This window comes from Polaromonas sp. P1_F8 (genome assembly GCF_056405635.1).
In genome coordinates, this window is the sequence record NZ_JBFUBS010000002.1 from 582,137 (window position 1) to 607,361 (window position 25,225).

Genomic DNA, 25,225 nt, shown 5'->3' on the forward strand with positions numbered 1-25,225 from the left:
CTGCGCCTGCAGGTTGTGACAGATGCCATCGCCACGCCAACACGCGGGTGGCGACTCCACTTTCTATGGCTGAAAGTGAGGCACGAGGCTGTTGTACAGCCCTGCCAGCCGGTCGGCGCGGTCCTGCATTCGCGTGCGTTCGGCCGCTCGCACCTCGAATACGTCAGTCACCTCTGGTGCACGAAATATTCCCGCCGCTTCGCCCGGGTCGCAGGCCAGCCAGGCCAGCCGGGCGGCGCCCAGTGATGGGCCAACCTCGGCATCCGCATGCCGGACTACCTGCAGGCCGGTAGCGTCGGCCAACATCTGAGCCCAATAGGCATTGCGCGAGCCGCCACCGATCAGGCTGACGCACGCCAGGCCAGGCTGGACCGACTGCAGCGCGGTAATCCCCTGCGCCATGCCCAGGCACACACCCTCGAGCGTGGCGTTCACGATGTCTTCGCGCTGCGTGCCTGCGTGCATGCCGAAGAACACGGCTTTGGCATGCGGATTGTTGTGCGGCGTGCGTTCGCCGTTCAGATAAGGCAGGAACAACGGCGTATCTTCTCGCAGGCCGCGCTGCTCTGCCTGCGCAAGCAGCACGGCCACGTCGCGCTCTCCCAGTAGTCCCGCTGTGAATTCGAGGCACGAGGCGGCCGACAGCATCACGGACATCAGGTGCCAGGCCTGCGGCAGCGCGTGGCAGAAGCTGTGCACCGCCTGCTGCGGATTGGCGACAAAAGAGCCGGTGGCCACGAACACCACACCGGACGTTCCCAGGGACAGCATCGCCTCACCCGGGTTCACCACTCCAGCGCCCAGCGCTCCCGCGGCGTTGTCGCTGGCACCGGCTACCACCGGCACTTCGCGCAAGCCCCAATGCTGCGCGACCTCGGGCAGCAGGGTGCCGGTAACCTCCGGGCCTTCGTGCAACCTGGGCATGTGCGCGGTGGACAGGCCGCAAGCGGCCAGGAGTTCGTCACTCCATTCGCGCCTGCCCACATCCAGCCACAGTGTGCCGGACGCGTCGGACAGGTCGGTCGCATAGTCGCCGGTCAGGCGCCAGCGCAGCCAGTCCTTGGGCAGCAGTACTTGCCGGACCCGGTCGAACACGCCGGGCTCGTGTTTGGATACCCAAAGCAGCTTGGGCGCCGTGAAACCCGGCATCATCAGGTTGCCGGTGATCTGGCGTGACCGCGGCACCGCCCGCTCCAGTTCCGCGCATTCTGCCGCCGCCCGGCCGTCGTTCCAGAGGATGGCCGGCCGCAGAACTTCACCGCGCGCATCCAGCAGGGTCGCGCCGTGCATCTGCCCGGTCAGGCCGATGGCCTCGATCTCGCTGCCTGTGCGGCCGCCGCGCAGCAATTCCTGCAACGCGGCGCCCACGGCTGCATCGCACGCACGCCACCATTCAGCGGGATGCTGCTCACGCCACAAGGGATGGGGTGCATCCACCGTCAGCGGCGCGGAGCCGCTGGCCACCAGGCGGTGGCCACGGTCCAGCACGACCGCCTTGACACTGGAGGTGCCCAGATCAATGCCCATGAACATCGGTCAGTCCTCGAACGGCGTCCACTTGGCCGTACTGGCCGCAGACTGCACCACCTTCTCGATGAACCGCACACCGCGGGCGCCATCTTCGAGGCGGGGATAGTCGGCGTCCAGCGAATCCGGTGTACTGCCAGATTGCAGCGCGCGGATGTGCGCAGCCACTCCCAGGTAGACATTGGCAAAGGCTTCGATAAAGGCCTCGGGGTGCCCCGTGGGCAGTCGTGTCGCGCGGCGAGCCGCCTCACCGAGCCACGGAGAGCCCCGCGTCAACATGCGGGCCGGGCCGTCGATGGGGGCATGCAGCAGCCGGTTAGGCTCCTCCTGGCGCCAATCCAGCGTACCGGTGGTGCCGAACACGCGCAGCCGCAGGTCGTTCTCGCAGCCCACCTCGATCTGGGACGCGATCAGCACGCCCCTGGCGCCGTTCTTGAACCGCAGCAGGACATTGCCGTCGTCGTCAAGGCGCCGGCCCGGCACGAAGATGGTGAGGTCCGCGCAGATGCTTTCCAGCTCCAGCCCCGTCACCGTCGCCACAAGGTTCTCCGCGTGCGAGCCGATGTCGCCGATGGCGCCGGCCACGCCGCTGCGCGCCGGGTCCGTCCGCCAGTCGGCCTGCTTCTGCCCGCTTGCCTCCAGGTGGGTGGCAAGCCAACCCTGGTTGTATTCGACGATGACCTTGCGCACCACGCCGATCGCGCCGCGCGCAACCATGTCACGCGCCTCGCGCACCATGGGATAGCCCGTGTAGTTGTACGTGACACCGAAGATGGAGCCGCTGCGCTTGACAACCCGAACGAGCTCGGCGGCCTCCTCGCAGGTATGGACCAGCGGCTTGTCACACACCACATGGATGCCCGCCTCGGCGAACGCGCGGGCGACGGGGAAATGCACATGGTTGGGCGTGACGATGGAAACGAAATCGATGCGCTCATCCTTGCTGCGCCGCAGTTCGCCTTCCAGCAGGTCTTCCCAGCGGCCGTGGTTGCGTTCATCCCGCAGGCCGAGGTCGCGGCCCGACGCGCGCGCGCGCTCAGCATCCGAGGACAGCGCACCGGCCACCAGCTCCATCTGCCCATCCAGCGCCATGGCCTTGCGGTGCACAGCGCCGATAAAAGCACCCTGCCCGCCGCCCACCATCGCATAGCGCAGTTTTCTCATGAGCCCGCCATCCCACCCTGCTTGGCCTTGTCGAACACGGCGTCGAACGCTCCCGCGGCCGGCTTGAAGTCCAGCCGCTTGCTGTAGGCCGCGCTTTCAGTAGCGCCGTGCACGCGGTCCATGCGGCTGTCCTCCCACTCGACGCTCAGCGGTCCGTTGTAACCCACGTCGTTGAGTGCAACGATGATGGATTCGAAGTCGATCTGTCCCCGCCCGACACTGCGAAAGTCCCAGTGGCGGCGCGCGTCACCGAAATTGGTGTGCCCGCCGAAGACCCCCACGGTGCCGTCGCCCCGGCCCCACCACACGTCCTTCATGTGCACGTGATAGATGCGATCGCCGAATGTCCGGATGAACTTGACGTAGTCCACGCCCTGGTAGCCCAGGTGGCTGGGGTCGAAGTTGAAACCGAAACGCTTGTGACCTCCCACGGCTTCGATGGCGCGCTGCGCCGAAGCGATGTCGAAGGCGATTTCCGTGGGGTGCACTTCCAGCCCGAAATTCACGCCACACTGCTCGAACACATCGAGGATGGGTTTCCACCGGTTGGCAAAGTCGACGAAGCCCTTGTCCCAATACTCCTGCGAAGTGGGCGGAAACGCGTACAGCGAATGCCAGATGGACGAGCCGGTGAAGCCCGTCACCACCTTCACGCCCAGCTTGGCGGCGGCACGCGCGGTGTCCTGCATTTCCCGCGCGGCGCGCTGCCGCACGCCTTCCGGATCGCCGTCCCCCCAGACTTGAGGCGACAGGATGGCCTTGTGCCGCTCGTCGATGAGGTCGCACACCGCCTGGCCCACCAGGTGGTTGCCGATGGCGAAGCAGCGCAGCCCGTGCTGTTCCAGCAGATCGCGCCGGTCCTGCACGTAGCGATCGCTCGCCAGGGCCTCCTGCACATCGAAATGGTCGCCCCAACATGCCAGTTCCAGGCCGTCGTAGCCCATGCTGCGTGCCAGGGGTGCCAGCTCCTTGAGAGGCAGGTCCGCCCATTGCCCGGTAAAAAGAGTGACAGGTCTTGCCATGGCTGCCTCAGAATGGGGAATCGGGGAAGTAGTATTGCTTGGCGTTTTCCCTGGTCACCAGCACCGACGGGATGATGGTGGTGGCAGGCAGTTTCTCACCCTTCACCCGCGCGGCAGCCGTGAGCTTCATCGCATCGGCAATCATGGCGGGCGAGTAGGTGACGTCGGCCGTCACGATCTTGTCGCCGTCCATGACCTTCTTGATGTAGTCCTTGGAACCCGCGCCGCCCAGCACGAGCTTGACATCGGTTCGCTTGGCTTGCGCGATTGCCTTTTGCACGCCGACCGCCATGTCGTCGTCCGAGGCCCAGACGGCGTCGATCTGCTTGAAACGGGTCAGGTAGTCCTGCATCACCTTGAAGGCATCGTCGCGGTTCCAGTTGCCGTGCTTGGCATCCAGAACCTTGATGTCGGGATAGTTCTTCATCACAGCCGTGAACGCGTCCACGCGCTGGTTGTCGATGACCGTGGGAATGCCCCGCAGTACTACGACGTTACCCTTGCCGCCCAGGGCTTTGGCCATGTACTCCGCCGATACCTTGCCGAAGCCGGGGTTGTCGCCGGCAACGTAGGCGTCCTGCGCACTCACATCCGTCAGGCCGCGGTCGACAACCGTGACGTACACGCCTTTGCCCTTGACCTGCGCGACCGGTTGCGTGAGTGGCGCCGACTCGAATGGCAGGATCACGAGGGTGTCGATCTTGTTGGCTGTGTGCAAGTCCTGTACCTGGTTCGCCTGTTCCGAAGCAGACCCGGCCGTCTTGATGGTGACTTTCAGGCCCGGGTACTGCTTTTCCAGCTCGGACTTGGTCCGGTTGGCCCAGTACACGACCCCGCCCGTCCAGCCGTGCGTGGCGGCCGGTATCGAGACGCCGATGTGGGGCTTGCCCTGGGCCATGGCGGAGGGTGCCGCACCCAGCGCCGCGAGAACTGTGGCGCCTGCGGCCATCAGACTTATCAGTGATTTCATGGTTTGTCTCCTTATGTTGTGAGAAACGGCAGCCTTGCCACCTGTGGGGAACCGGTTACTTGCGCCCGCGCTGGAAGAACGCGACGGCGATGATCACGAAGCCCTGCACCGCCGCGTTCAGGTACACACTGATGATGCTGGTCAGGTTGAGGATGTTGCCGATCACCGAGAGCAGCACGGCGCCGATTACGGTGCCGGTGATGCCGCCGGCGCCGCCACGCAAGGCAGTGCCTCCGACGATGACCGCAGCGATGGCTTCCAGCTCCCACAGCAGCCCGGTGCTCGGCGAAGCCGAACCCAGGCGCGGCACATAGAGCACGGTGGCAATACCCACGCAAATGCCCAGCAACATGTATGTGAGAACCTTGACGCGGTCCACCTCGACGGCCGCGTAGCGCGCAACCTGCTCGTTGGAACCGATGGCCTGAACGTAACGGCCAAAGGCAGTGCGGTTGAGAACGAGGCCTCCCAGCAAAGCGACAGCGGCGAATACCCACACGGGCACCGGCACCCCCAGCCAGCTGCCGTAATACACCGGGCTGTAGACATCGACCAGTGCACCGTCGAGCGTGATGGCGCCGCCGTTGGAGAAGTAGGTCAGGTACGCGCGGAAGATGCCCAGCGTTCCCAGCGTCACGATGAAAGGTTCGATGCGGCCCTTGCTGATGAGCAGCCCGTGGCCCAGGCCGAACAGTGCGCCAAGTACGACGGCGAAGGCCATGCCGGTCACCACGGCCGCCATGGGGTTCCAGCCGGCGCCTGCTGTCGCATTCATCAGCAGGATCGTGCTGCCCGCAATCAGCGCGGCCATGGATCCCACCGAAAGATCGATGCCGCCGGAAATGATGACGAAGCACATCCCCACCGCGATGATTCCGATGAAAGCCGTGCGGGTGAGCACGTTCATCGCATTGTCGAGGCTGGCGAAGTTCTCGTTGAGAATCGCACCCGCGATGCACATAAGTGCCAACCCGGCCAGTGGCCCGGCTCCCGTGAAAGAGGGCCATTTGCGCAGTATCGGCCTGGCGACAGGCACAGGAGCGGCGGCGGTATCAGTGGGTTCCAGTTGCATGGGCAATCAACAGTTCTTCGGACAGCTGGTCCTGCGCGAGCTCTGCAGTGAGCCTTCCCTGGCGCATCACAAGGACGCGATGACATAACCCGATCAGCTCGAGCAGCTCGGAGGACACGACGATGATCCCGCGGCCTTCGCTGGCCAGCCGCTGGATCAGGAAATAGATATCGCGCTTGGCGCCGACGTCAACTCCCCGTGTCGGTTCGTCCAGCACCACGACTTTGGGATCGGGGTGTAACACCCGCGCGAGCGCCAGCTTCTGCTGGTTGCCGCCGGACAGTGCGGAAGCCGGTATGTCAGAGCGTTGCGTGCGGATGCCAAATGCCGTGGTCGCGGCCACGAGGGCTGCCTGTTCCCGCTGCGGGTCGAGCAGCGGCTTCGCATAACGCTCCAGCGCCATCAGCGTGAGGTTCTGCGCCAGCCCCATGCGCAGGTGCAGGCCACGCGTCTTGCGGTCCTCGCTGAGATATGTGAGACCCAGCCGTGCGGCCGAACGCGGATTGCGCCGCACCCAGGTTTTGTCTGCTACCTGCACAGATTTCACGCTGGAGGGGCGTAACCCCAGGAGCCCTTCAAACAGCTCGGTCCGGCCCGCACCGACCAGCCCTGCAAAGCCAAGCACCTCCCCGGCGCGCACCTGGAAGCTTGCGTCGTGGCACCACCCGGGCACGGTCAGTCCTTTCACGTCCAGCAGGACGGGCGCGCCGGCCGCCACGGGAAGCCTGCCCGGAAAAAGATCGGCCAGTTCACGCCCCACCATCAGGCTGGCCATCTGTTGGCGTGTCACGCTCTGCGTGGACCGCCGAGCCACGAATCGCCCATCGCGCATGACGACCACCTCGTCGGTGATGCGTTCGACTTCGTCCAGCTTGTGGGAAATATAAAGGATGGTGGAGCCTGCCGCTCTCAGTTGCCCGATGAGGGAAAACAGGCGCTCGGTCTCGGAGGGCGTCAATGTGGCGGTGGGCTCGTCCATCACCAGTACGCGCGCGCGCCGGCTGAGCGCGCGTGCGATCTCCACCAGCTGTTTCTCGGCCACGATGAGGTCGCCCACGCGGCGCGCGGGGCTGCAATTCAGGCCAACCTGACGCAATGCGGCGCCCGCCTCCCTGGCCATCAGGTCTTCGTCCAGCAGCCCGTAACGCTTGCGCTCATGACCGAGGAATATGTTCTGCGCAATGGTGAGGTCATCAGCAAGGTTGAATTCCTGATGGATCATCACCACACCGGCCGCTTCGGCCTCGCGCGGCCCCTTGAAACGCACGACATGCCCGCCCACCTCCACCACGCCCTCACTGGCGGCCTCGTAGCCGGCCAGGATTTTCATCAGCGTCGACTTGCCGGCACCGTTTTCTCCAAGCACCCCGTACACCCGGCCCGGCGCGAGTTCGAAACTGACCCCATGCAGTACCTGCACGGGGCCGAAGCTCTTGCTCACGTCCTTGAAGCCGACCGTCAAACTCACTGAGTGCTCCTGCGTTCGGTTCTTCAGGCCGCGCCAGCGAAGATCGCGGCATTGACCCGGTTTTCCAGCCACTCCTGACGGCCGCTCACAGGCTTGGGTCGAAGATCGTTGACGAAGGCATGTTCGGCGAGCTGGCTGAGGCTCATGTCGCCCGTGATGATGCGCCGCCCCAGTTCACCGTCCCAGTTCGCGTAGCGCTGCTGGCGAAACTGCTCGAGCTCGCGGGACTCCATCAAACGCGCGGCGCTCTTGAGCGCCAGCGCCAGCGCATCGATCGCACCCACATGCCCGTGCAGAATATCAACCGGGTCCATGCTTTGACGCCGCACTTTCGCGTCGAAGTTGAACCCGCCGCTGCCGATTCCACCGGCGCGCAAGACTTCGTAGAGTGCCAGCGTAAGGTCCTCCACGCTGTTGGGAAACTGGTCGGTGTCCCATCCGTTCTGCGGGTCGCCACGGTTGGCATCAATGCTGCCGAAGATTCCGAGGGAGGCGGCGGTTGCGATCTCGTGCTGGAAGCTGTGGCCCGCCAACGTGGCGTGGTTGGCCTCGATGTTGAGCTTGATCTCTTTTTCCAGGCCGAATTCCTTCAGGAAGCCATACACAGTGGCGCTGTCGAAGTCATATTGGTGCTTGGTCGGCTCCAGCGGCTTGGGCTCGATAAGCAGTTGCCCCTTGAAGCCGATCTTGTGTTTGTGGTTCACCACCAATTGCATGAATCGACCCAGCTGCCGGCGCTCGCGCTGCAAATCAGTATTGAGCAGAGTGTCATAGCCTTCACGGCCACCCCACATCACGTAGTTGGCGCCGCCAAGCTGCTGCGTGGCATTGAGTGCGCTGAAAACCTGCGTCGCCGCGTACGCGAAGACGTCGGGGTCGGGGTTACTCGCTGCGCCGGCTGCGTAGCGGGGATGGCTGAACAGGTTGGCAGTCCCCCATAGCAGCGAAATGCCGGTTTCTTTCTGCTTCTGCGCGAGCACGTCCACCATCGCGGACAGATTGCTGCGGTACTCGGCCAGGTTCGCGCCTTCCGGCGCCACATCGGTGTCATGGAAAGTGTAGAACGGGACATCGAGCCGGGAAATCAGGCCAAAGGCCGCATCCGCCTTCTTCCGCGCCATCGTCAACTCGTCACCACCGGTATGCCAGGGCCGTGCAAACGTGCCTTGTCCGAAGACGTCGCTGCCGGGCCACACGAAGGTGTGCCAGTAGCAGACGGCGAGCCGCAAGTGCTGTGCCATCGGCTTGCCCAGCACGATTGCATTGGCGTCATAGTGACGGTAGGCCAACGGCGTCGTGGCCTGCGGACCTTCATATCGTACGGGCGCGATGGATTCGAGAAAGTTCATGTTTGTGGTGGGTAACAGCTTCCAATGGCACCATCCTAGAACCGCGGGCCTCCGCCCGCGATTGCGAAATTTGCGAGGGCGGCTTGCGAAATTGCTTTCTGCAGCGCAGCAATCTGCCCGATATGCCGGTATCCTCATGGTCAACCGACCCGACCATGAAATCGTCAATACGTCAAAGTGGCCCCACTGTGCTGCGCGTGGCACTGCTCTTCCATGCGAGCAAGGTGTACGACCGTGAGATCATCACGGGCATCGGCGACTATGTGAACCACACGCGGGTCGCCTGGGATCTCTTCCTTGAAGAGGATTTCCGCTTTCGGCTTGACGGCATTCACGATTGGGACGGCGACGGGATCATCGCGGACTACGACGATCCGGCCGTGGCGCACGCTCTCACAGGAGTACGCGTACCTGTCGTCGCCGTCGGGGGTTCCTACGAGGATCCCGCGTGCTACCCCGTCAATGTGCCCTACGTTGCGACGGACAACCGCGAACTGGTCTCGCACGCGCTGACCCACCTGGTGGAGTCCGGACTTTCCCGCTTTGCCTGCTATAGCCTGCCGGAATCGCCGCTCAACCGTTGGGCCCAGGAGCGCGAAAAAGCGTTCACCGACCGGCTTGCCCGCGACGGATTGGCTGGTGAGATCCACCGGGGCCTGGCAACCAGCGCGCCCACATGGGGCAGCGCGACAAGGAAACTGCTCTCCTGGCTGCAAAGCCTGCCCAAGCCCGTTGGCATAGTCGCCGTCACGGACGCGCGTGCACGGCAGGTGCTGCAGGCTTGCATCGTCGGTGCAATCGCAGTTCCCGACGAAGTCGCCATCATCGGGATCGATAACGACACACTGGGCCAACACCTGACGAGAATCCAGCTCAGCTCGGTCAGCCAGGGAACCCACGAAATGGGCCATCGCGCGGCGCACCTGTTGCACCAGGCCCTGAGCGGCTCGCCGGTGAACGACGTGCGTGTGGTCGTGCCCCCAGCCGGCGTGCATTCGCGCGCGTCCACCGCGCGCGACGTCGAACACAGCGCAACCGTAATGCGCGCTCTCCATTACATCCGTCAATACGCCTGCCAGGGCATCAAGACGGAGCAGGTTGCCGAAACGGTGGGGCTTTCGCGCTCATCGCTGGAGATGTACTTTCGCCGCGAGTTGAAGCGCTCCGTCCACGACGAAATCCTGCTGTACAAGTTGCAGCGTTGCTTTCAGTTGCTCAGCAACACGCAAATGGGCATCGATGACATCGCGCGGGCGAGCGGCTTTCGTTCCGTCCAGTACCTCAATACAGTGTTCAAACGGGAACTGGGAGCAACGCCGGCTTCGTGGCGGGAAAGCCGTCGGAGCTGAGCCGGCAGTTTCTCCGGTCCGCTACGCCTTGTGCCGGCGATAGAACGCGAGGGCGTTCTTGAACATCACTTTGTCGCGCACGCCGGCACCGAACGGGGCCAGATACGCCTCGGCGACAGCGATCTGGGCTTCGAAAGTCCCGTGCAGGGTGATTACCGGCCAGTTGCTGCCCCAGATCAGGCGGTCCTTGCCGAACGCGGACATCAGCACGTCGAACTGCGGCTTGTACGAAGCGAGGTCGGTGGGAGACGGAAAAACCACGTCGCCGGGAGCGTACATGTCATAGAACGACGAAAACTTCATGTACAGATTCGGGCAGTCGCTGGCGAGGCGACGAACGTCGGACGCCCAGGCGGGGTCCACCGCCGGCCCGGTTGCGCCGCCCAAATGGTCGATGATGACGCGCAGATTGGGCACCGCGGTACAAAGCGCCTGCACCTGGCTCTTCGGGTTCCTGGTCCCCCGGCTGATGATGTCGAGCGTCATACCGCGCGCTGCCAGGTCGCGCAGGCTGGTGAGCTGTGCCGCGCTGAGCGTGATGCCCTCAGCCGGGCCGGTGAGATAGCCGCGGATTCCCACAAAGCGCGGGTCAGCTGCGAAACGCGCGAGGTCAGCGGAAAAGTTCGGCGCGCCAATCTCGAGATTCCCGACGAAGAACGCGTAAAACGGATCGTTCTTGGTGAGATCGAGGACCCACTGGTTGTCCTGAACAATGCCGCTCGCTTCCACGATCCCGGCCGCCACCACGCCCTGGGATCTGGCGAATGCGCTGTACTCCGGCGGCAGCACGTCGCGGAAGATCGGCCCTTCCACTGCTGTGGGCCATGGCACACCGCCGGGCCGCGTCATCTGCCAGAAATGAATATGTGTCTCGACGATGGGCCGTTTGCCGGACGAGGCGTTGCGTTCGGCGGATTCGATCGCAGCCAGCAGCGCCTGATCGACGGCGCCACGCCCCCCGCGCGCCGTTGCGAGCCACGTCATGCCAGCGCCGCCGCTGCTGCCGCACAGTGCCTCAGGCCTTTGCTTACTGTCTCCTTCATGGTCTCCTCCTTGTCGGGTTGATGGGTGTTCCGGAACGAACCCTGTCATACGGTAAGTCAGTGATGGCTGACACAGTGTTGACGCTGATCGAGACGCCATTGGACGGTGACACGTCTCCGGCAGGATCGCAGATCAGGGTAAGACCAATATTACATATGTGTCAATATTGGCCTGACCAACCAACACCGCAGACCCGCGAAGCCCACAGAGATGCAACGATGGATCGGAAATAACCGGCACCTCCCCGGCAAGTGGTTTTCACTCGGTGCAAGCGCCCGAACGCAGTGACCCGGCGAGAAACAGGGACGGCGCCGGCGTCGTAGAGAGCCGCCACCCTCTCTAATCGGTGAAGGCTCGCGCCCGAGGCCAAGTCCACTTTCTTTCCTGCTGGCTTCGCCATGTCGTTTGCAGCGAAGTCTTTTCTCCTCTGAAGCGCACAGCCAGGAGGACAACTCCGGAATCGATATAGGTTGCAACCCATACGAATTCGTGTATGGATCAAGCCCAAAACATGATCGCCAAAGCAGGGCCGGCTTGCTATCATCCGCGCCATTCAGAGGGCCCGAATGCAACCACCTTCTTCCGGACTCCTTCTCGTCACGGGTGCCACCGGCAAGGTGGGCCGCGCGTTCATCCAGCGAGTACTGGAGGACGCCAGTCTCGAGCGCTTCCGCGTGCGGGCGCTCTGCCACAACCGTGTGTTGCAGCCCCGCGAACGCCTGGAGTGCGTGCGGGGCTCCATTCAGGATCGCGCGGACGTGCAGCGCGCGCTCGAAGGCGTGACACACGTGCTGCACCTGGCCACAAGCAAGGAAACGCCGGACGAGGTGATGGATGTCGCCGTCAAGGGCATGTTCTGGTTGCTCGAGGGCTGCCGGACAAGCACCACCTTCCGGCAATTCGTGCTGGTCGGCGGCGACGCCGCTGTCGGGCATTTCCACTACGCGCACCCCGTACCGGTGGTAGAAAGCCAGCCGCATACCGCCTACCCTGGATGCTATGCCCTGTCCAAAGTACTGGAAGAAGTAATGCTCCAGCAGTACCAGGCCCAGTATGACCTGAACGGCTGCTGCCTGCGTGCACCCTGGATCATGGAGAAAGACGATTTCCGCTTCACCTTGTCCTTCGGCGACGACGTGTTCGGAGGCCCGCGCTGGCGGGACCTGGTGACACAGAGCGAAGCGCGCGACCATGTACGCAGCGGCGCCGTCCCGGTGATGCTTGATCCGGATGGGCAACCGGTGAAGCGCAACTTCGTCCATGTATGCGATCTTGTGGATGCCATCTTGCTGGCCCTGGACGCACCACGCGCCCGGCAGCAACTGATGAACGTGTGCATGGACGAGCCACTCGACTATGGCGAGCTTGGCACATACCTGGCACGCACGCGGGGCCTGCCGCTCGTGCCAGTCCGCACACCGTACCACTCCACGTGGCTGGACAACACCAAGGCGAAGTTCCTGCTGGGCTGGCGCCCCCAGTTCGACATGGCCCGGATGGTCGAGTCAGCGTGGACGTACCAACGAGCGCCCGACGACCCTCGCATGGTCTGGTATCCCGGCTGAGTTCAGCCGCCCGCCACAGCACCGGGCGGTCAGTAAGGCAAGAGTGCTGCACCCGATCGAACAGATACGAAGACAGGAGACACAAGATGAACCCGATGAAACGACGCAGCTTTGCCGCCATCATGGCGGCCGCCGGCCTGGCATACGCTTGGGCGACACCGGCCTGGAGCCAGGCGAAAGGCAAGAAGCTGGTGATCGGCTTCGCGCAGACCGGCGCCGAAAGCGAGTGGCGCACAGCCAATACGGACTCCGTCAAGGCCGCTGCCAGCGCGGCCGGCTATGAACTGAAGTTCTCTGACGCGCAGCAAAAGCAGGAGAACCAGATCAAGGCAATCCGGTCCTTCATCGCCCAGAAGGTGGACGTCATCATCCTCGCGCCGCTCGTCACGACGGGCTGGGATACCGTGCTGCGGGAGGCCAAGTCCGCCAAGATCCCCGTCATTCTGGAAAGCCGCAGTGTGGTGGTGAAGGATCCCTCCACCTGGACCACCTTCGTTGGTTCGGACTTTGTCGAGGAAGGCCGGCGCGCCGCGCAATGGTTGCTTGAGCACACCAAGAGCACCACGGGCGACGTGAACATCGTCGAACTGCAGGGCACCGTGGGCTCCGATCCCGCGATCGAACGGAAGAAGGGCTTCGAGGAAGGGCTCAAAGCCAATCCGCGCTACAAGATCATCCGCTCGCAGACCGCCGACTTCACCCGCGCCAAGGGCAAGGAAGTCATGGAGGCCTTCCTCAAGGCTGAAGGCAAGAAGGTCAACGTGCTGTACGCGCACAACGACGACATGGCCATCGGCGCGATTCAGGCCATCGAGGAAGCGGGCCTGAAGCCGGGCAAGGATATCCTCGTAATCGGCGTGGATGCGGTCAAGGGCGCCTTCGAGGCGATGATCGCCGGCAAGATGAATGTCAGCGTGGAGTGCAACCCCCTGCTTGGTCCCCAGCTGATGGAAGCGGCAGCCAAAGCCGCCGCCGGTCAGACGCTGCCGCGCTGGATCAAGTCGATCGAGGGTGTGTTCCCGGCCGAAGTGGCTGCCAAGGAATTCCCGAACCGCAAGTATTGACATTGACAGTCGGGCCTCGCTGCAAGCCACGGCGGCGGGCCCAGCTGCAACTCATCATTCTCAGAGTCGCCGCGACGTCGTGAGCTACACCAGACTGCGTGCCCAGACACCAGACGTCGCCAGGTAGCAGGTGTACAGCGACGTCGTGGCCGTGATGAAGAGGCGGTTACCTCGCTGCCCGCCGAACTCTACATTGGCCACCGGCTCGGGAACGAGGATCCGGCCAAGCAGTTCGCCCTGCGGCGAGAAGCAATGCACGCCGTCTCCGGCGCTGGTCCAGACATTGCCGCGCAGGTCCACGCGAAGGCCATCCGGTATGCCCGCATCCACGGTGGCGAAGACTTCGCCGCCTCGCAGTCGGCCGCCAGCTGCCACTTCAAACACCCGAATGTGTCGCGGCCCTTGCGGATCATGCGATGCCCCGGAATCCGCCACATACAGTCGGGTACCGTCTGGAGAAAACGCCAATCCATTGGGCTGCACGAAGTCCGTGGCGGCGGCTTCCACTCGCCCGCTCGCGGCGTCTACCCGAAACACGTAGCGGCCACCGTACTCGGGGTCGGCCGCATAACCCTCGTAATCGGACAAGATCCCGTAGGTTGGATCGGAGAACCACACGGCGCCATCGGGCGCGACAACTGCGTCATTCGGCGAGTTCAGCCGCCTGCCTTCAAAGGCGTTTGCGATCACGGTGCGCCTGCCATCGAGCTCGGTGCGGCTGATGCAGCGCGTGCCATGCTCGCAGCTGATAAGGCGGCCTTCGCCATCGCGCGTATGGCCGTTGGCGAAGTTGGAGGGCCTGCGGAATTCCACCACGCATCCATCGCCTGGACCGTCGGGCACCCACCGCAGGATGCGATTGTTGGGGATGTCGCTGAACAGCAGGAAGTCACCGGCCGGGAAATACACGGGGCCCTCCGCCCAACGCGTGCCGGTGAAGAGCTTTTCTACAAACCCGTTCGGCGGAACCAGTTCGCGAAAACGCGCATCGTGCAGCAGGAAGTCGCCCCGGATGCCATAGTGGTCAGCCAAGATCACCTCACCCTGGCCGAACGGCCATACAGCAGCAGCATGCACAGGATCAGCGCGCCGTAAATGATCTGACGGCCCGCCTCGGGCATCTGCAACACCGCAAGCACGCTTTGCAGCAGCACGATGAACACTACGCCTGCAACGGTGCCCAGGTAGCTGCCGCGGCCGCCCAGGATGTTGGTGCCGCCCAGCACGACCGCGGCGATCGCGGGCAGCACGTAGGGATCACCCATGGCCTGGTATGCGTTGGCCGAGTAGCCGGCGAGCAATATGCCGGCGAGCGCTGCCAGAGCCCCGCAGGCCACGAAGCACAGCACGATGACTTTGCCGGTGCGCACGCCGGACAGGTAGGCGGCGCGCTCGGTGTTGCCGATGATGTACACGTAGCGGCCGATGGCAGTGCGCGTCAGCACCAGGTAGAACAGCAATGAGACGGCTACCCAGGTCCACACGGCATTGGGCACGCCAAACGTCCTGCCGACGCCCAGTGCACGCATCAGCTCGGTAGCGCCGTGCACCGGTGCATGCCCGCCTGAGTAAAGGACCATCAGGCCCTGCAGCACGGCGTTCGCGCCCAGCGTGAAAATCATCGAAGGGATGCGCAGGATCGCCACCCCCAACCCATTGACCAGGCCGATCAACGCGCCGCAGGCGATGCCTGCGGGGATCGCCCAGCCGGCGCCATAGGTGGCGCCCGCGGCGGCGGCCATCATTGCCCCGGTGGTGATGGTCCAGGGCACCGACAGGTCAATGTGGCCCAACAGGATGACGGCCATGAGCCCGGCGGCTGTGATGCCAAGGAAGGCGGCGATCTGCAGTTGCAGCAGCAGGTAGCCCGGCATCAGGAAGTTGCTGTTGACGACGCTGGCGGCCAGCAGAAGGGCCAGCGAACACAGGGCCACCATGGCCGGCGGATTCAACAGCAGTCGCTGGAACACACGCTTGCTGGTGGCGGAGGAGCGCGGAGTGTCAACGGAGAGGCTGGTCATCAGAACAGGTCCAGGCGGTTTCGCAGGCGAAGCACGTGGAGCGCGCCGACGCACACAGCAGCCAGGAGGATGAGTCCTTCGAACAGCGGCTGCCAAAGCGCAGGTGCATTGAACACGAACAGCAGGTCGCCAATGGTGCGCAACACGAAGGCGCCCAACACCGATCCCACCATGCCCCCTGCGCCCCCATAGAGCGAGGTTCCGCCGATCACGACCGCCGCGATGGAATTGAGGGTGTACAGGCCCGCCTGCGGCGAGCTGGCCTCGCCCGACAGGGAGATCAGCGACAGCAGCAACCCGGCCAGCCCGGAAAGCAGTCCCGCGGCGGTATAGGCGATGAATTTGGCCCGCTGCGATGGAACGCCAGAAAGATAAGCCGCCTGCTCGGACGACCCCACGGCATAACAGGCACGGCCGATGACCGTGCGCCTGAAGGGCATCCAGCCCAGCACGATGACCACGGCCAGCAACACCAGCGTTGTGGGAATCGTGCCGAAGAGACGACCGGTCAGCGCGTCTGACAAGCCCTCGCTGACCTCCCCGCCCGGCGCCGGACGCAGCAGCAAGGCCAGGCCGAAGAACACTGCGCCCGTGGCGAGCGTGACGATGATCGGCTGCAGGCGCCCGAACACGACGATTGCACCATTCAGGGCGCCGGCCGCCGCCCCGGAGGCCAATACCAGCACCACCCCGAGTGCCACTTGCCAAGGCGCACCGTTCACCACGACGGAGGCCAGGCAACTGGTGAGCACCATCACCATCCCCACGGAGAGGTCCAGGCCGCGCGTGATGACGGGCAGGGTCTGGGCCATCGCAACGATGGCCAGCAGCGCCGCCTTGTTCGAGGCCGTGGTGACGATGCCGACCGAGATCGAGCGCGGATGCTCGAGCAGGTACAGCGAAAACATCAGGATGAACACCACCAGCGCACCCAGCGGACCACTGTTGCGGCGCAACGCTCGCAGCCATTCTTCCCTGCTCATGTGACGGCCTCCGGTTCGGTTGAAGCGAGGGATACGTTGAGGGATGAGGCCACAATCGCCTGCTCGGTGATCTCCTCCCCGACAAGCGTGCGCGCGATGCGTCCTTCGTACATGATCAGGACGCGGTCCGCCAGGCCGATCAGCTCTTCGTAGTCGGTGGAGTAGAGCAGGATGGCCACGCCCTGGGAAGCAAGCTGGCGCAACAGGACATAGATTTCCTGCTTGGTGGCCACATCGATGCCGCGTGTGGGATCGTTCAGCAGGAGCACGCGCGGCTGGGTCATCAGCCACTTGGCGATCACCACCTTCTGCTGGTTGCCCCCGGACAAGGTCTGCACCGGGTCTTCCACGGAACCGATCTTGATGCGCAACTTGTCCACCATCTGCGCCACGGCCGCCTGCTCGGCCCCCGGACTGAGAAGACCATAGCGCGTGAGCGCCTCCAGCCGGGCAAGGCTCGCGTTCTCACGGATACTCATGGGCAAGACCAACCCTTCGGTCTTGCGATCCTCCGGGATGAGGGCGATCCCCAGCCCGGCTTGCTTGCATATGTGTGGTGCCAGATTGGCGACCGGTTGATCAAAAACCTCGATTTCGCCGTGCACACCCTTAAGCACGCCGAAAAGCGCCAGCAGCAATTCGCGCTGCCCCTGTCCGTCCAGCCCTCCCAGGCCGATGATCTCGCCTCGCAGAATCTCCAGCGAAATGTCCCGGAGGCTGGGCTCCCAGCTCAAGGACTTGACCGTGACAGCCGGTCGCGCATCCGTGGCCGGACCGGTCTTGGGCGGGTACGACTTGGCGACGTCACGGCCGATCATGAGTTGCACCACTTCAGCGTCGGACCGAGTGCCGTTGGCAAACGTATCGACGCGGCGGCCACTGCGAAAGACCGAACAGGTACCGGCGAGCGCCTTGACCTCGTGCATGCGGTGCGAGATGAACAGCGCTGCGACGCCCTGGTCTCGCAAACTGAAGAGCAGCCGGTACAGGCGTTCCACGTCTTCGCTGCTGAGGGCGGAGGTCGCCTCGTCCAGGATGAGCAGGCGCGGCTGCGCGCCTAGCGCCTTGGCGATCTCGACGACCTGCCGGCGGGATAGCGGCAGGTCGCGCACGCGGTCCATGGGATGAATGTCGCCGCAACCCAACAACGAGAGCAGCTCGGTAGCTCGCTCTTGCTGAGTCTTGGCGTCGATCAGGCCGTACTTCATCGGGGGCCTGGACAGGAAAACGTTGTCACACACGGACAAGTCCGGGACCAGCGACAGTTCCTGGAACACGCAAACGATACCGCGCTCGCGTGCGGCGTTCGGAGAGTCCAGCCGCAGTTCTTTGCCGTCCAGCAAAATGCGGCCCGCGTCGGGCTGAACGACGCCGGCGATGATCTTGATCAAGGTCGACTTGCCGGCACCGTTCTCGCCCAGAACAGCGTGGATTTCACCTGCCGTACAAGCAAAGTCCGCGCTGTCAAGCGCACATACGCCGCCGTAGTGCTTGGTGATGCCCTGGAGTTCGAGCAAGGGTTTCTGGGTCACGGAAAGAAAAGCCTCCAAACAGGAAAAAAGCCGGGCGCGGCCACACAACCCGGCGTTAAAACTCCAAGGCTGATCTCAGGTATTTCCCTCGCTCTGCTTCATGATGTCCGGCGCCGTCAGGTTGATGTTGCAAGGCGGAAACTCGTTGGCCACGTAGAAGGTGTCAGGTAAATCCGGGTAGAAGTTCTTGCCGGGTGCCATGTTCTGGTATTCCACGTAGGGAATGGGTACCGAGATGTACTGCGGCAGCTTTTGACCTTGCAACGCGGCGATGGCCGCCTTCAGGGCCACCGAGACCAGGCCAGGCGACTGCGCGGCCGAAGCGCCTTTGAGGCCGTCCTTATGGTACTGATAGACCATCTTGCGAAAGCCATTTTCACCTTCCGCACCGATGGGCACGAACGGGTGCTTGGCCTCGATCAGCGCACGAATGGTGCCGTTGGATCCAGCCTGCGTGTAGATGCCGTTGAAGCGGCCGTGCACGGCAATCGCGTCGGCCGCTACCTTCTGCGAAGTGCCGTCGTCCCAGTTGCCCACCACTTCGATGATCTGGACCTGCTTGTGCTTGTCCATGATCTCGCGGAAACCGAGATGGCGGTCGCGGTCCACCGAGTTGCCCGGCAAGCCACGGATCTCCAGCACCTTGCCGCTGGTCACACCGTTCTTCTCCAGCCAGCGGCCCATCAGGCGGCCCATTTCCAGCTGGTCTTCGTTGACCTGGATCACCTCGTCGGTGTCGAGCACGTTGTCGAACGGGATCAGCACGACGCCAGCCTCCTTGGCGCGCTTGATCACCGGCTTGAACGAGGTGGGCGACACCGCGATCGTGAGGATGGCGTCGAAGCCCGCATTGATGAAGTTGTCGATGGCGCCCAGCTGCGCAGCCACGTCCGTGCCGGTAGACACGACCTTCAGCTCCTTGATGTGCGGCTTCATTTCCGGCGTTGCTGCATAAGCCTTCAGCGACTTGATCATCTGGATGCGCCAGCTGTTCCCGGCATAACCATTGGCCAGTGCGATGCGGTAAGGTCCCTTCTTGGCCGGATACTGAATGGTCTTCGTGTTACCGGAGAACGGCTTGAAGCAAGCCGGCTCGTAGGTCTGGGCCAACGCCGGCGCGCCCAGGCCGGCCAGTGTCGCGGCCGCACCCGCGGCCAGAATATCTCGTCTCGTTTGCATGCTTGTCTCCTGTTTAGAGTGTGCCGGTCTCTGAAGCCGGCGAGCTGACAACGGCGCAGGATTGCGCGAAGCATTTGGCCAGGCCAAAACTTAACCGATTCATTTTTGGTCTGGTCATATCGGACCGCATCAGGGCTTTCCCTTGACTTGCGCCGCTTCGAAGGCTGCGTCGCCCCTCAGGACCCAAGGTGCCGCAGGCGGGTCAGCCTGCCTGCGTCACCAACACGACGGCGAGCTCCAGGAGCGGGGCAACATGACAGTCCGGAAGTCCTCGACCCTCGCGTTGCGGCTGCCAAGTAACGTGGCTTCGCGCTTGTGAAGCTCAGGATCGAAGAGATTAATGCTGTCGCGGACGATGGAAACGAGGACGTACTTTCCACCGTGGGCGAGGAACCGGAATTCGCGTTCCTTCACAGATCACGTCAGCATGATTGGCCTTGTGCAGGGCTCAGGCCGGTAACGATATATTTGCTAATTTGGACTGACCACTCTCGGCGGCGAGCTTTCGAATCTCGGAAAGACTCCCAGCAGCGGAAGCGGTACTTTCGCAGCCTCTGATACTCCGTTCAAAATTAGTTCCGGCATCTCGCCATCAAACAAGGCCGGCCCGGCCAGGCGGTCGACCCAGTCCAGAAGCTGCATGCCGCAGTACACCACGTGGCGCCCACGGATGGTGATGCGCAGTCCCCGGCGGTGGCGCTGGAAGACGGGCTCCCCCACCGCATCCTCGAAAGCCTTCAGCCGGTGGCTGGCGCCCGACAGGGACAAGTGGCAACGGCGCGCAGCTTCCGACAATGAACCGGACTCGGCGCAAAGCACCACGAGCCGGATCGAAGCAAGGTCGAAGCGTTGAAGGTTGATAAATTTGGTCATGCCAATTTTTTGAATGTACCAATTTTGGTCTGACCAGACAAGGTTTTTCCACCACAACTTACCGGCCATGGCCACGCAGGGGCACCGCCCGACGGTATGATTCTTTCGTTACACCTTCCCCGCCATGAGAGTTATCAAGCCTGCCGAACCCCGTCGCCTGTATCAGCAGATCGCCGATCAGATCAGGGAACTGATCGCCAAAGGATCGTTCCAGGTCGGCGACCGTCTGCCGGCCGAGCGCGAGCTGGCATTGCTCCTGGGCGTGTCCCGCCCTTCGCTGCGCGAGGCATTGATCGCCCTGGACGTCCAGAGCAGTGTCGAGATCCGTGGCGGCTCGGGTGTCTACGTCTGCCCGCAACCCAAACGCACTTCCGGGAAGGCCACACCCGCACTCGGCGAGAGCCCACGGGAACTGATGCAGACGCGCTCCGCCCTGGAGAGCGCGGTGGTGATCCTGGCCTGCGCGCGCGGCACCCCTGAGCAGCTCAAGCAGCTCAGGACGATCGTCACGAGAATGAGGGCTGAAACGGATCGCAACCGCGCCCCGCTGGATCTTGATCGACGCTTTCACATGACGCTTACGCAGATGAGTGGTAATTCCGTTATGGCCCGCATCATCGCCGAGTTGTTCGATGAACGGCACAGCCCGATCTCGGCCAAGCTGTCTTCGAAATACGAGAACCCAAGCACCTGGAAGGCTGCACTGAAGGAACATGAAGCTATTCTCAGCGCTCTGGATGCACGCGATCCGATAGCCGCACAGGCTGCCATGCTCGCCCATCTGCGCGCCTCCGAGCTGCGTTGGGTGGGGGACTGACCCCGTCCCCTGAGGCGTGCATCCATGAGCGCATGATGCGCAGATTGCTATCGCTCACGCCGGAAATTGAATTGGTGCCGGGCCCGAGCCGAGCCTAGCATCGCGCGTGCACCCCCGCCGCTGCACATCGCAATTTAGGAGACGATTCACATGAACATGCAAACCCGCTATCCCAGCCTGAAGGATCGATCCGTCCTCATCACCGGGGGGTCGACCGGCATCGGTGCCACCCTGGTGCGGCAGTTCGCAGCGCAAGATGCGAAGGTCGGGTTCATCGACATCGACGTGGACAACGCGCTCGCCCTTCAGGCAAGTGTGGCGAAGGAGCTCGGCAAACGCGTGCATTTCGTGCGCGGCGACGTCACCGACACTGACGAAATGCGCCAGGCGATCCAAGTGCTTCGCGCCCAGATCGGGCCGATCCGGGTGTTGCTGAACAACGCGGCCAACGACGAGCGACACCTGATCGAGGACACGACACCGCAATACTGGGACGCGGGTGTCGCCGTGAATCTCAAGCACCAGTTCTTCGCGGCACAGGAAGTCGCGCCAGACATGAAAGCGTTGGGCGGCGGCTCCATCGTCAACTTCGGCTCGGTCAGCTGGATGCTCAAGCAAGGCGGCATGCCGGTTTACACCACCTGCAAGGCGGCCGTGCAAGGGCTCACCAGGAGCCTGGCGCGAGACTTCGGCCCCTTCCGCATTCGAGTGAACACCCTGGTGCCGGGTTGGACCATGACGGAAAAACAGTTGCGGCTGTGGGTCACACCCGAGTCCAGGGCAGACCTGGCCCGCGCGCAATGTCTGCCGGGGGATTTGATGCCTGAACATATTGCGAAGGCAGCAATGTTCCTGGCTTCCGATGACAGCGAGATGATGACTGCGCAGGATTTGGTTGTCGATGGGGGGTGGACATGATCGATGGGCCACCCGAAGAATATTGAATACCATCGAAATCTGACATGGGCGGTCCCACCAGGAGGATAGCGACGCCCCAGAACTGAAAAAGCCCCTGAATCCGTTAGGAATCAAGGGCTTACGCGTCTGGTGGCCTGGGGCGGAATCCAAAAATCGTCCGCAGCCCGCATCAGCACTCAACTTCGCCAATTCGTCCTATTTCTGGGTACGCCTGAGGGTACACCAAACTGACCAGCGGCAAATCGGAAATTGGTGCTTCGAACCGCAAGCAATCCGGCTGCCGAACCCGATTATCCGCACTTCTCCAGACTACGCCAAGCCCCAACCTGATGCCTATGAGGCTCGTGCGAGCAGAAGGCCGCGACTTATCAGTCACAGGCGATAGCTCGAGCCTTATCGCACTTGGGCAAAAAGGCATCCGGGGGAAATCCAAGGCGTGGACCGAGGCAGGCATGGCGTCTACAAGAGACTTCGAGCACTACTGCCGTCAAACGTGGCCATCGAGACGTTCCTGGCCAGGCGCAATTTCCGTAGCCTCCGCAACAACGCAAGCCAGAAGAAGGGACGAACGAAAGAGAGTCCATTCTGCGCCATCGTCGGCTCCGCGGAACGGGCGAGATCGCCAGAGGCCTATCTATATAAGCACGGCGGAGCGAAGGGGCGCTGGCGCCTACGGCCTCCTACAATTAGTGGAGGCGGACGCCGATCACAAAGATTGGTGTTGACGCGAATTTAGGCATTAAATAGTATTCCCCTTCAACAACAGGGGGAGTGGACATGTTTTTGCCGCCAGGTTTCCTGACTGACCTTACTACGACTAAAGGAAAGGAAGCCTGGAGCGGGCTCATCACGGAGAAGATAACGGAGGCAATTGCCCAGCGCGACAAGGCCTTGGCGCCGGATCCGTTTCTGGTGACTTCGGACACGAAGGTGACGACCCCGTCAGATGCCATTCAGTGGGCGGGTGAGCCCCGTCGGTTTTTCAAGTACATCAAGGCTCCCCCTCAACAGATTTTGGAGTTCCTCGACTGGACCGGATCTGATGGACTGCAGTACGGGCGCGCTATGACGCACGAGGAGTACCTAGAGTGGCGCACCGTACGTGGCGCGGATGGGCGCATCGCCTCCGTGGAAATGACGTGCGAGTCAATTGAATACTGGTCGGTGTTGGCGCAGTACGAGCCCAGGGCGATGATGGCGCTCGTCGCGCAGTTCACGGGAATCGCCGAGTCGAAGATCAATCTGGTGGACCTATTTGGTACGAGCAAGCCATTTACCGACCCCGATTCGCCCGATGGAATGGCTCGTAGGCTTCGGTTTGTCTCGCGCAACCGTCACACCAACCTCGCCCCGTGCGTCAACAATTACAACAATGGAACGCTAGGCATGCTTCACATGGGTGTTTCGCCCAACGCACTAGCGGCCGCCATCACCCTGGCAGTCTGGGCAGCCTATCCGCTCGAGTTCAATGGACGGGCGATGTCGGGTGAAGAAGCGACGACGACAGGCACGCAGAACGTTCAATCCTGCCGCAGCAGCGATCCCTCCATCGCTGAAAAAATTATTTCCATTGTGCACAAAGGGCGTCGTGTGGGCTTGGCGAACCCTATCGGCATCTACATGGTTCCGTTCCCGCGCGCACTCATTCGACTGGATGGTGCCGACCTGCCTGAAGATTGGCTGGCATATAGCCGCGGGAGCGCACCTCGCCTCGACAGTGGCAACAATCAAACCTACCAGCGACTGGTCATCAAGCCGCCGAAGGGCAGCAAGAAGTCGATCGAAGATCTGGTTGACCAAAATGGAAATCCTGTGCGCGGAGGCGCCCAGCTGGCGCGGTTGCAGAACGTCACGATCTTGAGTCAGACAGGGACCACCGTTGAGCCTGTTGCTCCGCTGAAGCTGCCGATCACTACGCCCTCCAAGTGCGATCAAAAGCATCCAGACGCGGCCACTTTGCAGTCGTATTTCGACTTGTTCAGAAGCCAGACAGCGCCCGGCATCAACATGGCATCTCTTGACGTCATCTCGAGAACTGCATGAATGACGAACTGCCGCTCAGCGTATTCTTCCGAAGCAAGCAGCGTCCGCCACCTTTCTTTCGGTTGGTGACGTTCAATTTCGACGAGGGAATCTCAGGGACGGTAGCCAAGGAAGCCATTAACGCCCTTTGGATCACGCTGGCCGCTTTGCAAGGCGGCATCGTGACCGACCTTGACGAGATCAGACGACCCGGTGAGCCGTTGATCCGGGTTGACGACGGCAATCTTTATTTCAAGATCGGGTACTCGGCGCGGCTCTGGAATTCCACGGTCCACGCGCCTGCGATCGCACGCGACCGGCCGTACGAAATGCCGGTGCTGGAAAAGAACGGCCCGTTCACCAAACTGAAATGGGCGGCAGGTGCTGCACCCGACGCGGGGCAGACCGATTTCATGTTCGCCTTGCATGCTGACTCTGAATTGGCTGTCGCACGTGCGGTCGTGGAAATGGAAAAAACCATTGCCGACGACAAACTCCCCGTGCGGATGGTGTGTTTCTTCTCGGGCCTGCATCGCGACGACGGCCGAAGCTGGATCGACTTCCATGACGGCGTGAACAACATGCAGTCCGGGGAGGAGCGTCGGATTGCCCTCCAAATCGAGCAAGGCGAGCAAGACTGGCTGATTGGCGGGACAAAAATGGCCTTCATGAAGATCGCCGTGGATCTTGCGGGGTGGCGAAAGCTTTCTCGTAGCCAGCAGGAGGTGATGGTGGGCCGAGACAAGCTCACCGGCTGTCCGATCATCGATGCAACCTCGAACGGGAATGACCTGTTCATCACGCTGGACCCGGCCGGCCCCAAGGACCGCCCTATCGAGCTTGGCAATCCTGAAGACGCAGATCTTTTGAGCGCCTCCACGCCGGCCAGCGGGCTTGCTTTGGTTTCGCATATCCATCGTGCCAATCGCTCGCGCATGGCTCCGGACCAGGACGCTGCACGCCGAATCTACAGGCAGGGATATGAATTTGTGGACTCGCCTGCGGGCGGAGGTGTCCGCGTCGGCCTGAACTTCGTTAGCTTTCAGCGCGCCTTCGAATCGATCTCGTCCATCCTTGGGCTCGCGAATTGGATGGGCGACGCAAACTTCGGAGGCCCAGTAGGCGGAACGCCTGCCATCCCTGACTTCGAATTGATGCGCGTGGTGTCGGGCGGCTATTTCGTCATACCGCCTATGAGAGACCTGCCATTTCCCGGCGCATCGATTTTTGTGGAATAGCACCCAATTGCCCGCAGCCGGCCGATTGTTATAGATATCTCAAGGAAC

21 protein-coding genes and 1 pseudogene are annotated in these 25,225 nt (G+C 62.7%); 7 read left to right on the top strand and 15 right to left on the bottom strand.

The annotated features are described in order from the left end of the window. Positions 1-63 precede the first annotated feature (63 nt). Genes xylB through xylA form a run of 7 tightly spaced genes read right to left on the bottom strand, consistent with a single transcriptional unit; the run spans position 64 to position 8,572 of the window. Positions 64-1,533 carry a xylulokinase gene (gene xylB / locus AC1D1J_RS11615; RefSeq protein ID WP_477688441.1) on the bottom strand — a complete coding sequence of 490 codons (1,470 nt, stop codon included), beginning with the start codon at positions 1,531-1,533 and terminating at the stop codon, positions 64-66. 3 nt (positions 1,534-1,536) lie between these two features. Beyond that, on the bottom strand, positions 1,537-2,691 hold the full coding sequence (locus AC1D1J_RS11620; RefSeq protein WP_477688440.1) for a Gfo/Idh/MocA family protein: 1,155 nt from the start codon (positions 2,689-2,691) through the stop codon (positions 1,537-1,539). Beyond that, positions 2,688-3,713 carry a sugar phosphate isomerase/epimerase family protein gene (locus tag AC1D1J_RS11625; protein ID WP_477688439.1) on the bottom strand — a complete coding sequence of 342 codons (1,026 nt, stop codon included), beginning with the start codon at positions 3,711-3,713 and terminating at the stop codon, positions 2,688-2,690. The genes AC1D1J_RS11620 and AC1D1J_RS11625 overlap by 4 nt, the downstream gene beginning before the upstream one ends. 7 nt (positions 3,714-3,720) lie before the next feature. Then, positions 3,721-4,683 carry an ABC transporter substrate-binding protein gene (locus AC1D1J_RS11630; protein ID WP_477688438.1) on the bottom strand — a complete coding sequence of 321 codons (963 nt, stop codon included), beginning with the start codon at positions 4,681-4,683 and terminating at the stop codon, positions 3,721-3,723. Positions 4,684-4,738: 55 nt separating this feature from the next. After that, positions 4,739-5,755: an ABC transporter permease gene (locus tag AC1D1J_RS11635; protein ID WP_477694762.1), complete on the bottom strand. Its 1,017-nt coding sequence runs from the start codon at positions 5,753-5,755 to the stop codon at positions 4,739-4,741. Then, positions 5,736-7,223: a sugar ABC transporter ATP-binding protein gene (locus AC1D1J_RS11640; protein WP_477694763.1), complete on the bottom strand. Its 1,488-nt coding sequence runs from the start codon at positions 7,221-7,223 to the stop codon at positions 5,736-5,738. The genes AC1D1J_RS11635 and AC1D1J_RS11640 overlap by 20 nt, the downstream gene beginning before the upstream one ends. A 23-nt stretch (positions 7,224-7,246) precedes the next feature. Next, positions 7,247-8,572, bottom strand: coding sequence for a xylose isomerase (xylA, locus tag AC1D1J_RS11645; protein ID WP_477688436.1), 1,326 nt, complete (start codon positions 8,570-8,572; stop codon positions 7,247-7,249). A 155-nt stretch (positions 8,573-8,727) separates the two neighbouring features. Here xylA and AC1D1J_RS11650 point away from each other — a divergent pair, with 155 nt between their 5' ends. Next, entirely contained in the window at positions 8,728-9,921 is a 1,194-nt protein-coding gene (locus AC1D1J_RS11650; RefSeq protein WP_477688435.1) for a XylR family transcriptional regulator, read from the top strand. A 21-nt stretch (positions 9,922-9,942) separates the two neighbouring features. On the opposite strand, the gene AC1D1J_RS11655 is transcribed toward AC1D1J_RS11650, so the two are convergent. Next, positions 9,943-10,905 (bottom strand): amidohydrolase family protein, encoded by a 963-nt coding sequence (locus tag AC1D1J_RS11655; RefSeq protein WP_477342354.1) that lies wholly within the window; start codon positions 10,903-10,905, stop codon positions 9,943-9,945. A 626-nt stretch (positions 10,906-11,531) separates the two neighbouring features. Here AC1D1J_RS11655 and AC1D1J_RS11660 point away from each other — a divergent pair. Next, the gene (locus AC1D1J_RS11660; RefSeq protein ID WP_457282646.1) at positions 11,532-12,530 is read left to right on the top strand and encodes an NAD-dependent epimerase/dehydratase family protein; all 999 of its coding nucleotides are present in this window, start codon (positions 11,532-11,534) and stop codon (positions 12,528-12,530) included. 86 nt (positions 12,531-12,616) lie between these two features. Then, positions 12,617-13,594: an ABC transporter substrate-binding protein gene (locus AC1D1J_RS11665; RefSeq protein ID WP_477688433.1), complete on the top strand. Its 978-nt coding sequence runs from the start codon at positions 12,617-12,619 to the stop codon at positions 13,592-13,594. A gap of 84 nt (positions 13,595-13,678) precedes the next feature. Here the strand turns inward: AC1D1J_RS11665 and AC1D1J_RS11670 are convergent, their stop codons facing one another. The 7 genes and pseudogenes from AC1D1J_RS11670 to AC1D1J_RS11700 form a co-directional block, all read right to left on the bottom strand. Next, entirely contained in the window at positions 13,679-14,626 is a 948-nt protein-coding gene (locus tag AC1D1J_RS11670; RefSeq protein WP_477694764.1) for an SMP-30/gluconolactonase/LRE family protein, read from the bottom strand. Between the two features lie 2 nt (positions 14,627-14,628). Continuing rightward, positions 14,629-15,615, bottom strand: coding sequence for an ABC transporter permease (locus tag AC1D1J_RS11675; RefSeq protein WP_457282643.1), 987 nt, complete (start codon positions 15,613-15,615; stop codon positions 14,629-14,631). Continuing rightward, complete coding sequence (locus AC1D1J_RS11680; protein WP_477694765.1) at positions 15,615-16,598, bottom strand: ABC transporter permease; 984 nt, start codon at positions 16,596-16,598, stop codon at positions 15,615-15,617. Before AC1D1J_RS11680 ends, AC1D1J_RS11675 begins: the two co-directional genes overlap by 1 nt. Beyond that, positions 16,595-18,130 (bottom strand): sugar ABC transporter ATP-binding protein, encoded by a 1,536-nt coding sequence (locus AC1D1J_RS11685; protein WP_477694766.1) that lies wholly within the window; start codon positions 18,128-18,130, stop codon positions 16,595-16,597. The genes AC1D1J_RS11680 and AC1D1J_RS11685 overlap by 4 nt, the downstream gene beginning before the upstream one ends. Before the next feature lie 75 nt (positions 18,131-18,205). Further along, complete coding sequence (locus AC1D1J_RS11690) at positions 18,206-19,309, bottom strand: sugar ABC transporter substrate-binding protein (protein ID WP_477688428.1); 1,104 nt, start codon at positions 19,307-19,309, stop codon at positions 18,206-18,208. Positions 19,310-19,561: 252 nt separating this feature from the next. After that, a pseudogene (locus AC1D1J_RS11695) lies at positions 19,562-19,714 on the bottom strand (dehydrogenase); the annotation flags it as partial. A gap of 66 nt (positions 19,715-19,780) precedes the next feature. Further along, positions 19,781-20,182, bottom strand: coding sequence for a helix-turn-helix domain-containing protein (locus AC1D1J_RS11700; RefSeq protein ID WP_477688427.1), 402 nt, complete (start codon positions 20,180-20,182; stop codon positions 19,781-19,783). Positions 20,183-20,306: 124 nt separating this feature from the next. Between AC1D1J_RS11700 and AC1D1J_RS11705 the strand changes: the two genes are divergently transcribed. The 4 genes from AC1D1J_RS11705 to AC1D1J_RS11720 all read left to right on the top strand — a co-directional run bounded on the left by AC1D1J_RS11705 (position 20,307) and on the right by AC1D1J_RS11720 (position 25,177). Further along, positions 20,307-20,999: a FadR/GntR family transcriptional regulator gene (locus tag AC1D1J_RS11705; RefSeq protein WP_477688426.1), complete on the top strand. Its 693-nt coding sequence runs from the start codon at positions 20,307-20,309 to the stop codon at positions 20,997-20,999. Positions 21,000-21,149: 150 nt separating this feature from the next. Beyond that, complete coding sequence (locus AC1D1J_RS11710) at positions 21,150-21,917, top strand: SDR family NAD(P)-dependent oxidoreductase (RefSeq protein WP_477694767.1); 768 nt, start codon at positions 21,150-21,152, stop codon at positions 21,915-21,917. A 777-nt stretch (positions 21,918-22,694) separates the two neighbouring features. Further along, on the top strand, positions 22,695-23,960 hold the full coding sequence (locus AC1D1J_RS11715; protein WP_477694768.1) for a hypothetical protein: 1,266 nt from the start codon (positions 22,695-22,697) through the stop codon (positions 23,958-23,960). Beyond that, entirely contained in the window at positions 23,957-25,177 is a 1,221-nt protein-coding gene (locus AC1D1J_RS11720; protein WP_477694769.1) for a Dyp-type peroxidase, read from the top strand. Before AC1D1J_RS11715 ends, AC1D1J_RS11720 begins: the two co-directional genes overlap by 4 nt. Positions 25,178-25,225 lie beyond the last annotated feature (48 nt).

Bases quoted from the DNA above. Each gene is read 5' to 3' on its own strand.
- xylB (WP_477688441.1), bottom strand. From the start codon at position 1,533: ATGTTCATGGGCATTGATCTGGGCACCTCCAGTGTCAAGGCGGTCGTG.
- AC1D1J_RS11635 (WP_477694762.1), bottom strand. From the start codon at position 5,755: ATGCAACTGGAACCCACTGATACCGCCGCCGCTCCTGTGCCTGTCGCC.
- AC1D1J_RS11700 (WP_477688427.1), bottom strand. From the start codon at position 20,182: ATGACCAAATTTATCAACCTTCAACGCTTCGACCTTGCTTCGATCCGG.
- AC1D1J_RS11625 (WP_477688439.1), bottom strand. From the start codon at position 3,713: ATGGCAAGACCTGTCACTCTTTTTACCGGGCAATGGGCGGACCTGCCT.
- AC1D1J_RS11690 (WP_477688428.1), bottom strand. From the start codon at position 19,309: ATGCAAACGAGACGAGATATTCTGGCCGCGGGTGCGGCCGCGACACTG.
- AC1D1J_RS11665 (WP_477688433.1), top strand. From the start codon at position 12,617: ATGAACCCGATGAAACGACGCAGCTTTGCCGCCATCATGGCGGCCGCC.
- AC1D1J_RS11655 (WP_477342354.1), bottom strand. From the start codon at position 10,905: ATGACGTGGCTCGCAACGGCGCGCGGGGGGCGTGGCGCCGTCGATCAG.
- AC1D1J_RS11720 (WP_477694769.1), top strand. From the start codon at position 23,957: ATGAATGACGAACTGCCGCTCAGCGTATTCTTCCGAAGCAAGCAGCGT.
- AC1D1J_RS11680 (WP_477694765.1), bottom strand. From the start codon at position 16,598: ATGAGCAGGGAAGAATGGCTGCGAGCGTTGCGCCGCAACAGTGGTCCG.
- AC1D1J_RS11620 (WP_477688440.1), bottom strand. From the start codon at position 2,691: ATGAGAAAACTGCGCTATGCGATGGTGGGCGGCGGGCAGGGTGCTTTT.
- AC1D1J_RS11675 (WP_457282643.1), bottom strand. From the start codon at position 15,615: ATGACCAGCCTCTCCGTTGACACTCCGCGCTCCTCCGCCACCAGCAAG.
- AC1D1J_RS11705 (WP_477688426.1), top strand. From the start codon at position 20,307: ATGAGAGTTATCAAGCCTGCCGAACCCCGTCGCCTGTATCAGCAGATC.
- AC1D1J_RS11630 (WP_477688438.1), bottom strand. From the start codon at position 4,683: ATGAAATCACTGATAAGTCTGATGGCCGCAGGCGCCACAGTTCTCGCG.
- AC1D1J_RS11650 (WP_477688435.1), top strand. From the start codon at position 8,728: ATGAAATCGTCAATACGTCAAAGTGGCCCCACTGTGCTGCGCGTGGCA.
- AC1D1J_RS11660 (WP_457282646.1), top strand. From the start codon at position 11,532: ATGCAACCACCTTCTTCCGGACTCCTTCTCGTCACGGGTGCCACCGGC.
- AC1D1J_RS11715 (WP_477694768.1), top strand. From the start codon at position 22,695: ATGTTTTTGCCGCCAGGTTTCCTGACTGACCTTACTACGACTAAAGGA.
- xylA (WP_477688436.1), bottom strand. From the start codon at position 8,572: ATGAACTTTCTCGAATCCATCGCGCCCGTACGATATGAAGGTCCGCAG.
- AC1D1J_RS11710 (WP_477694767.1), top strand. From the start codon at position 21,150: ATGAACATGCAAACCCGCTATCCCAGCCTGAAGGATCGATCCGTCCTC.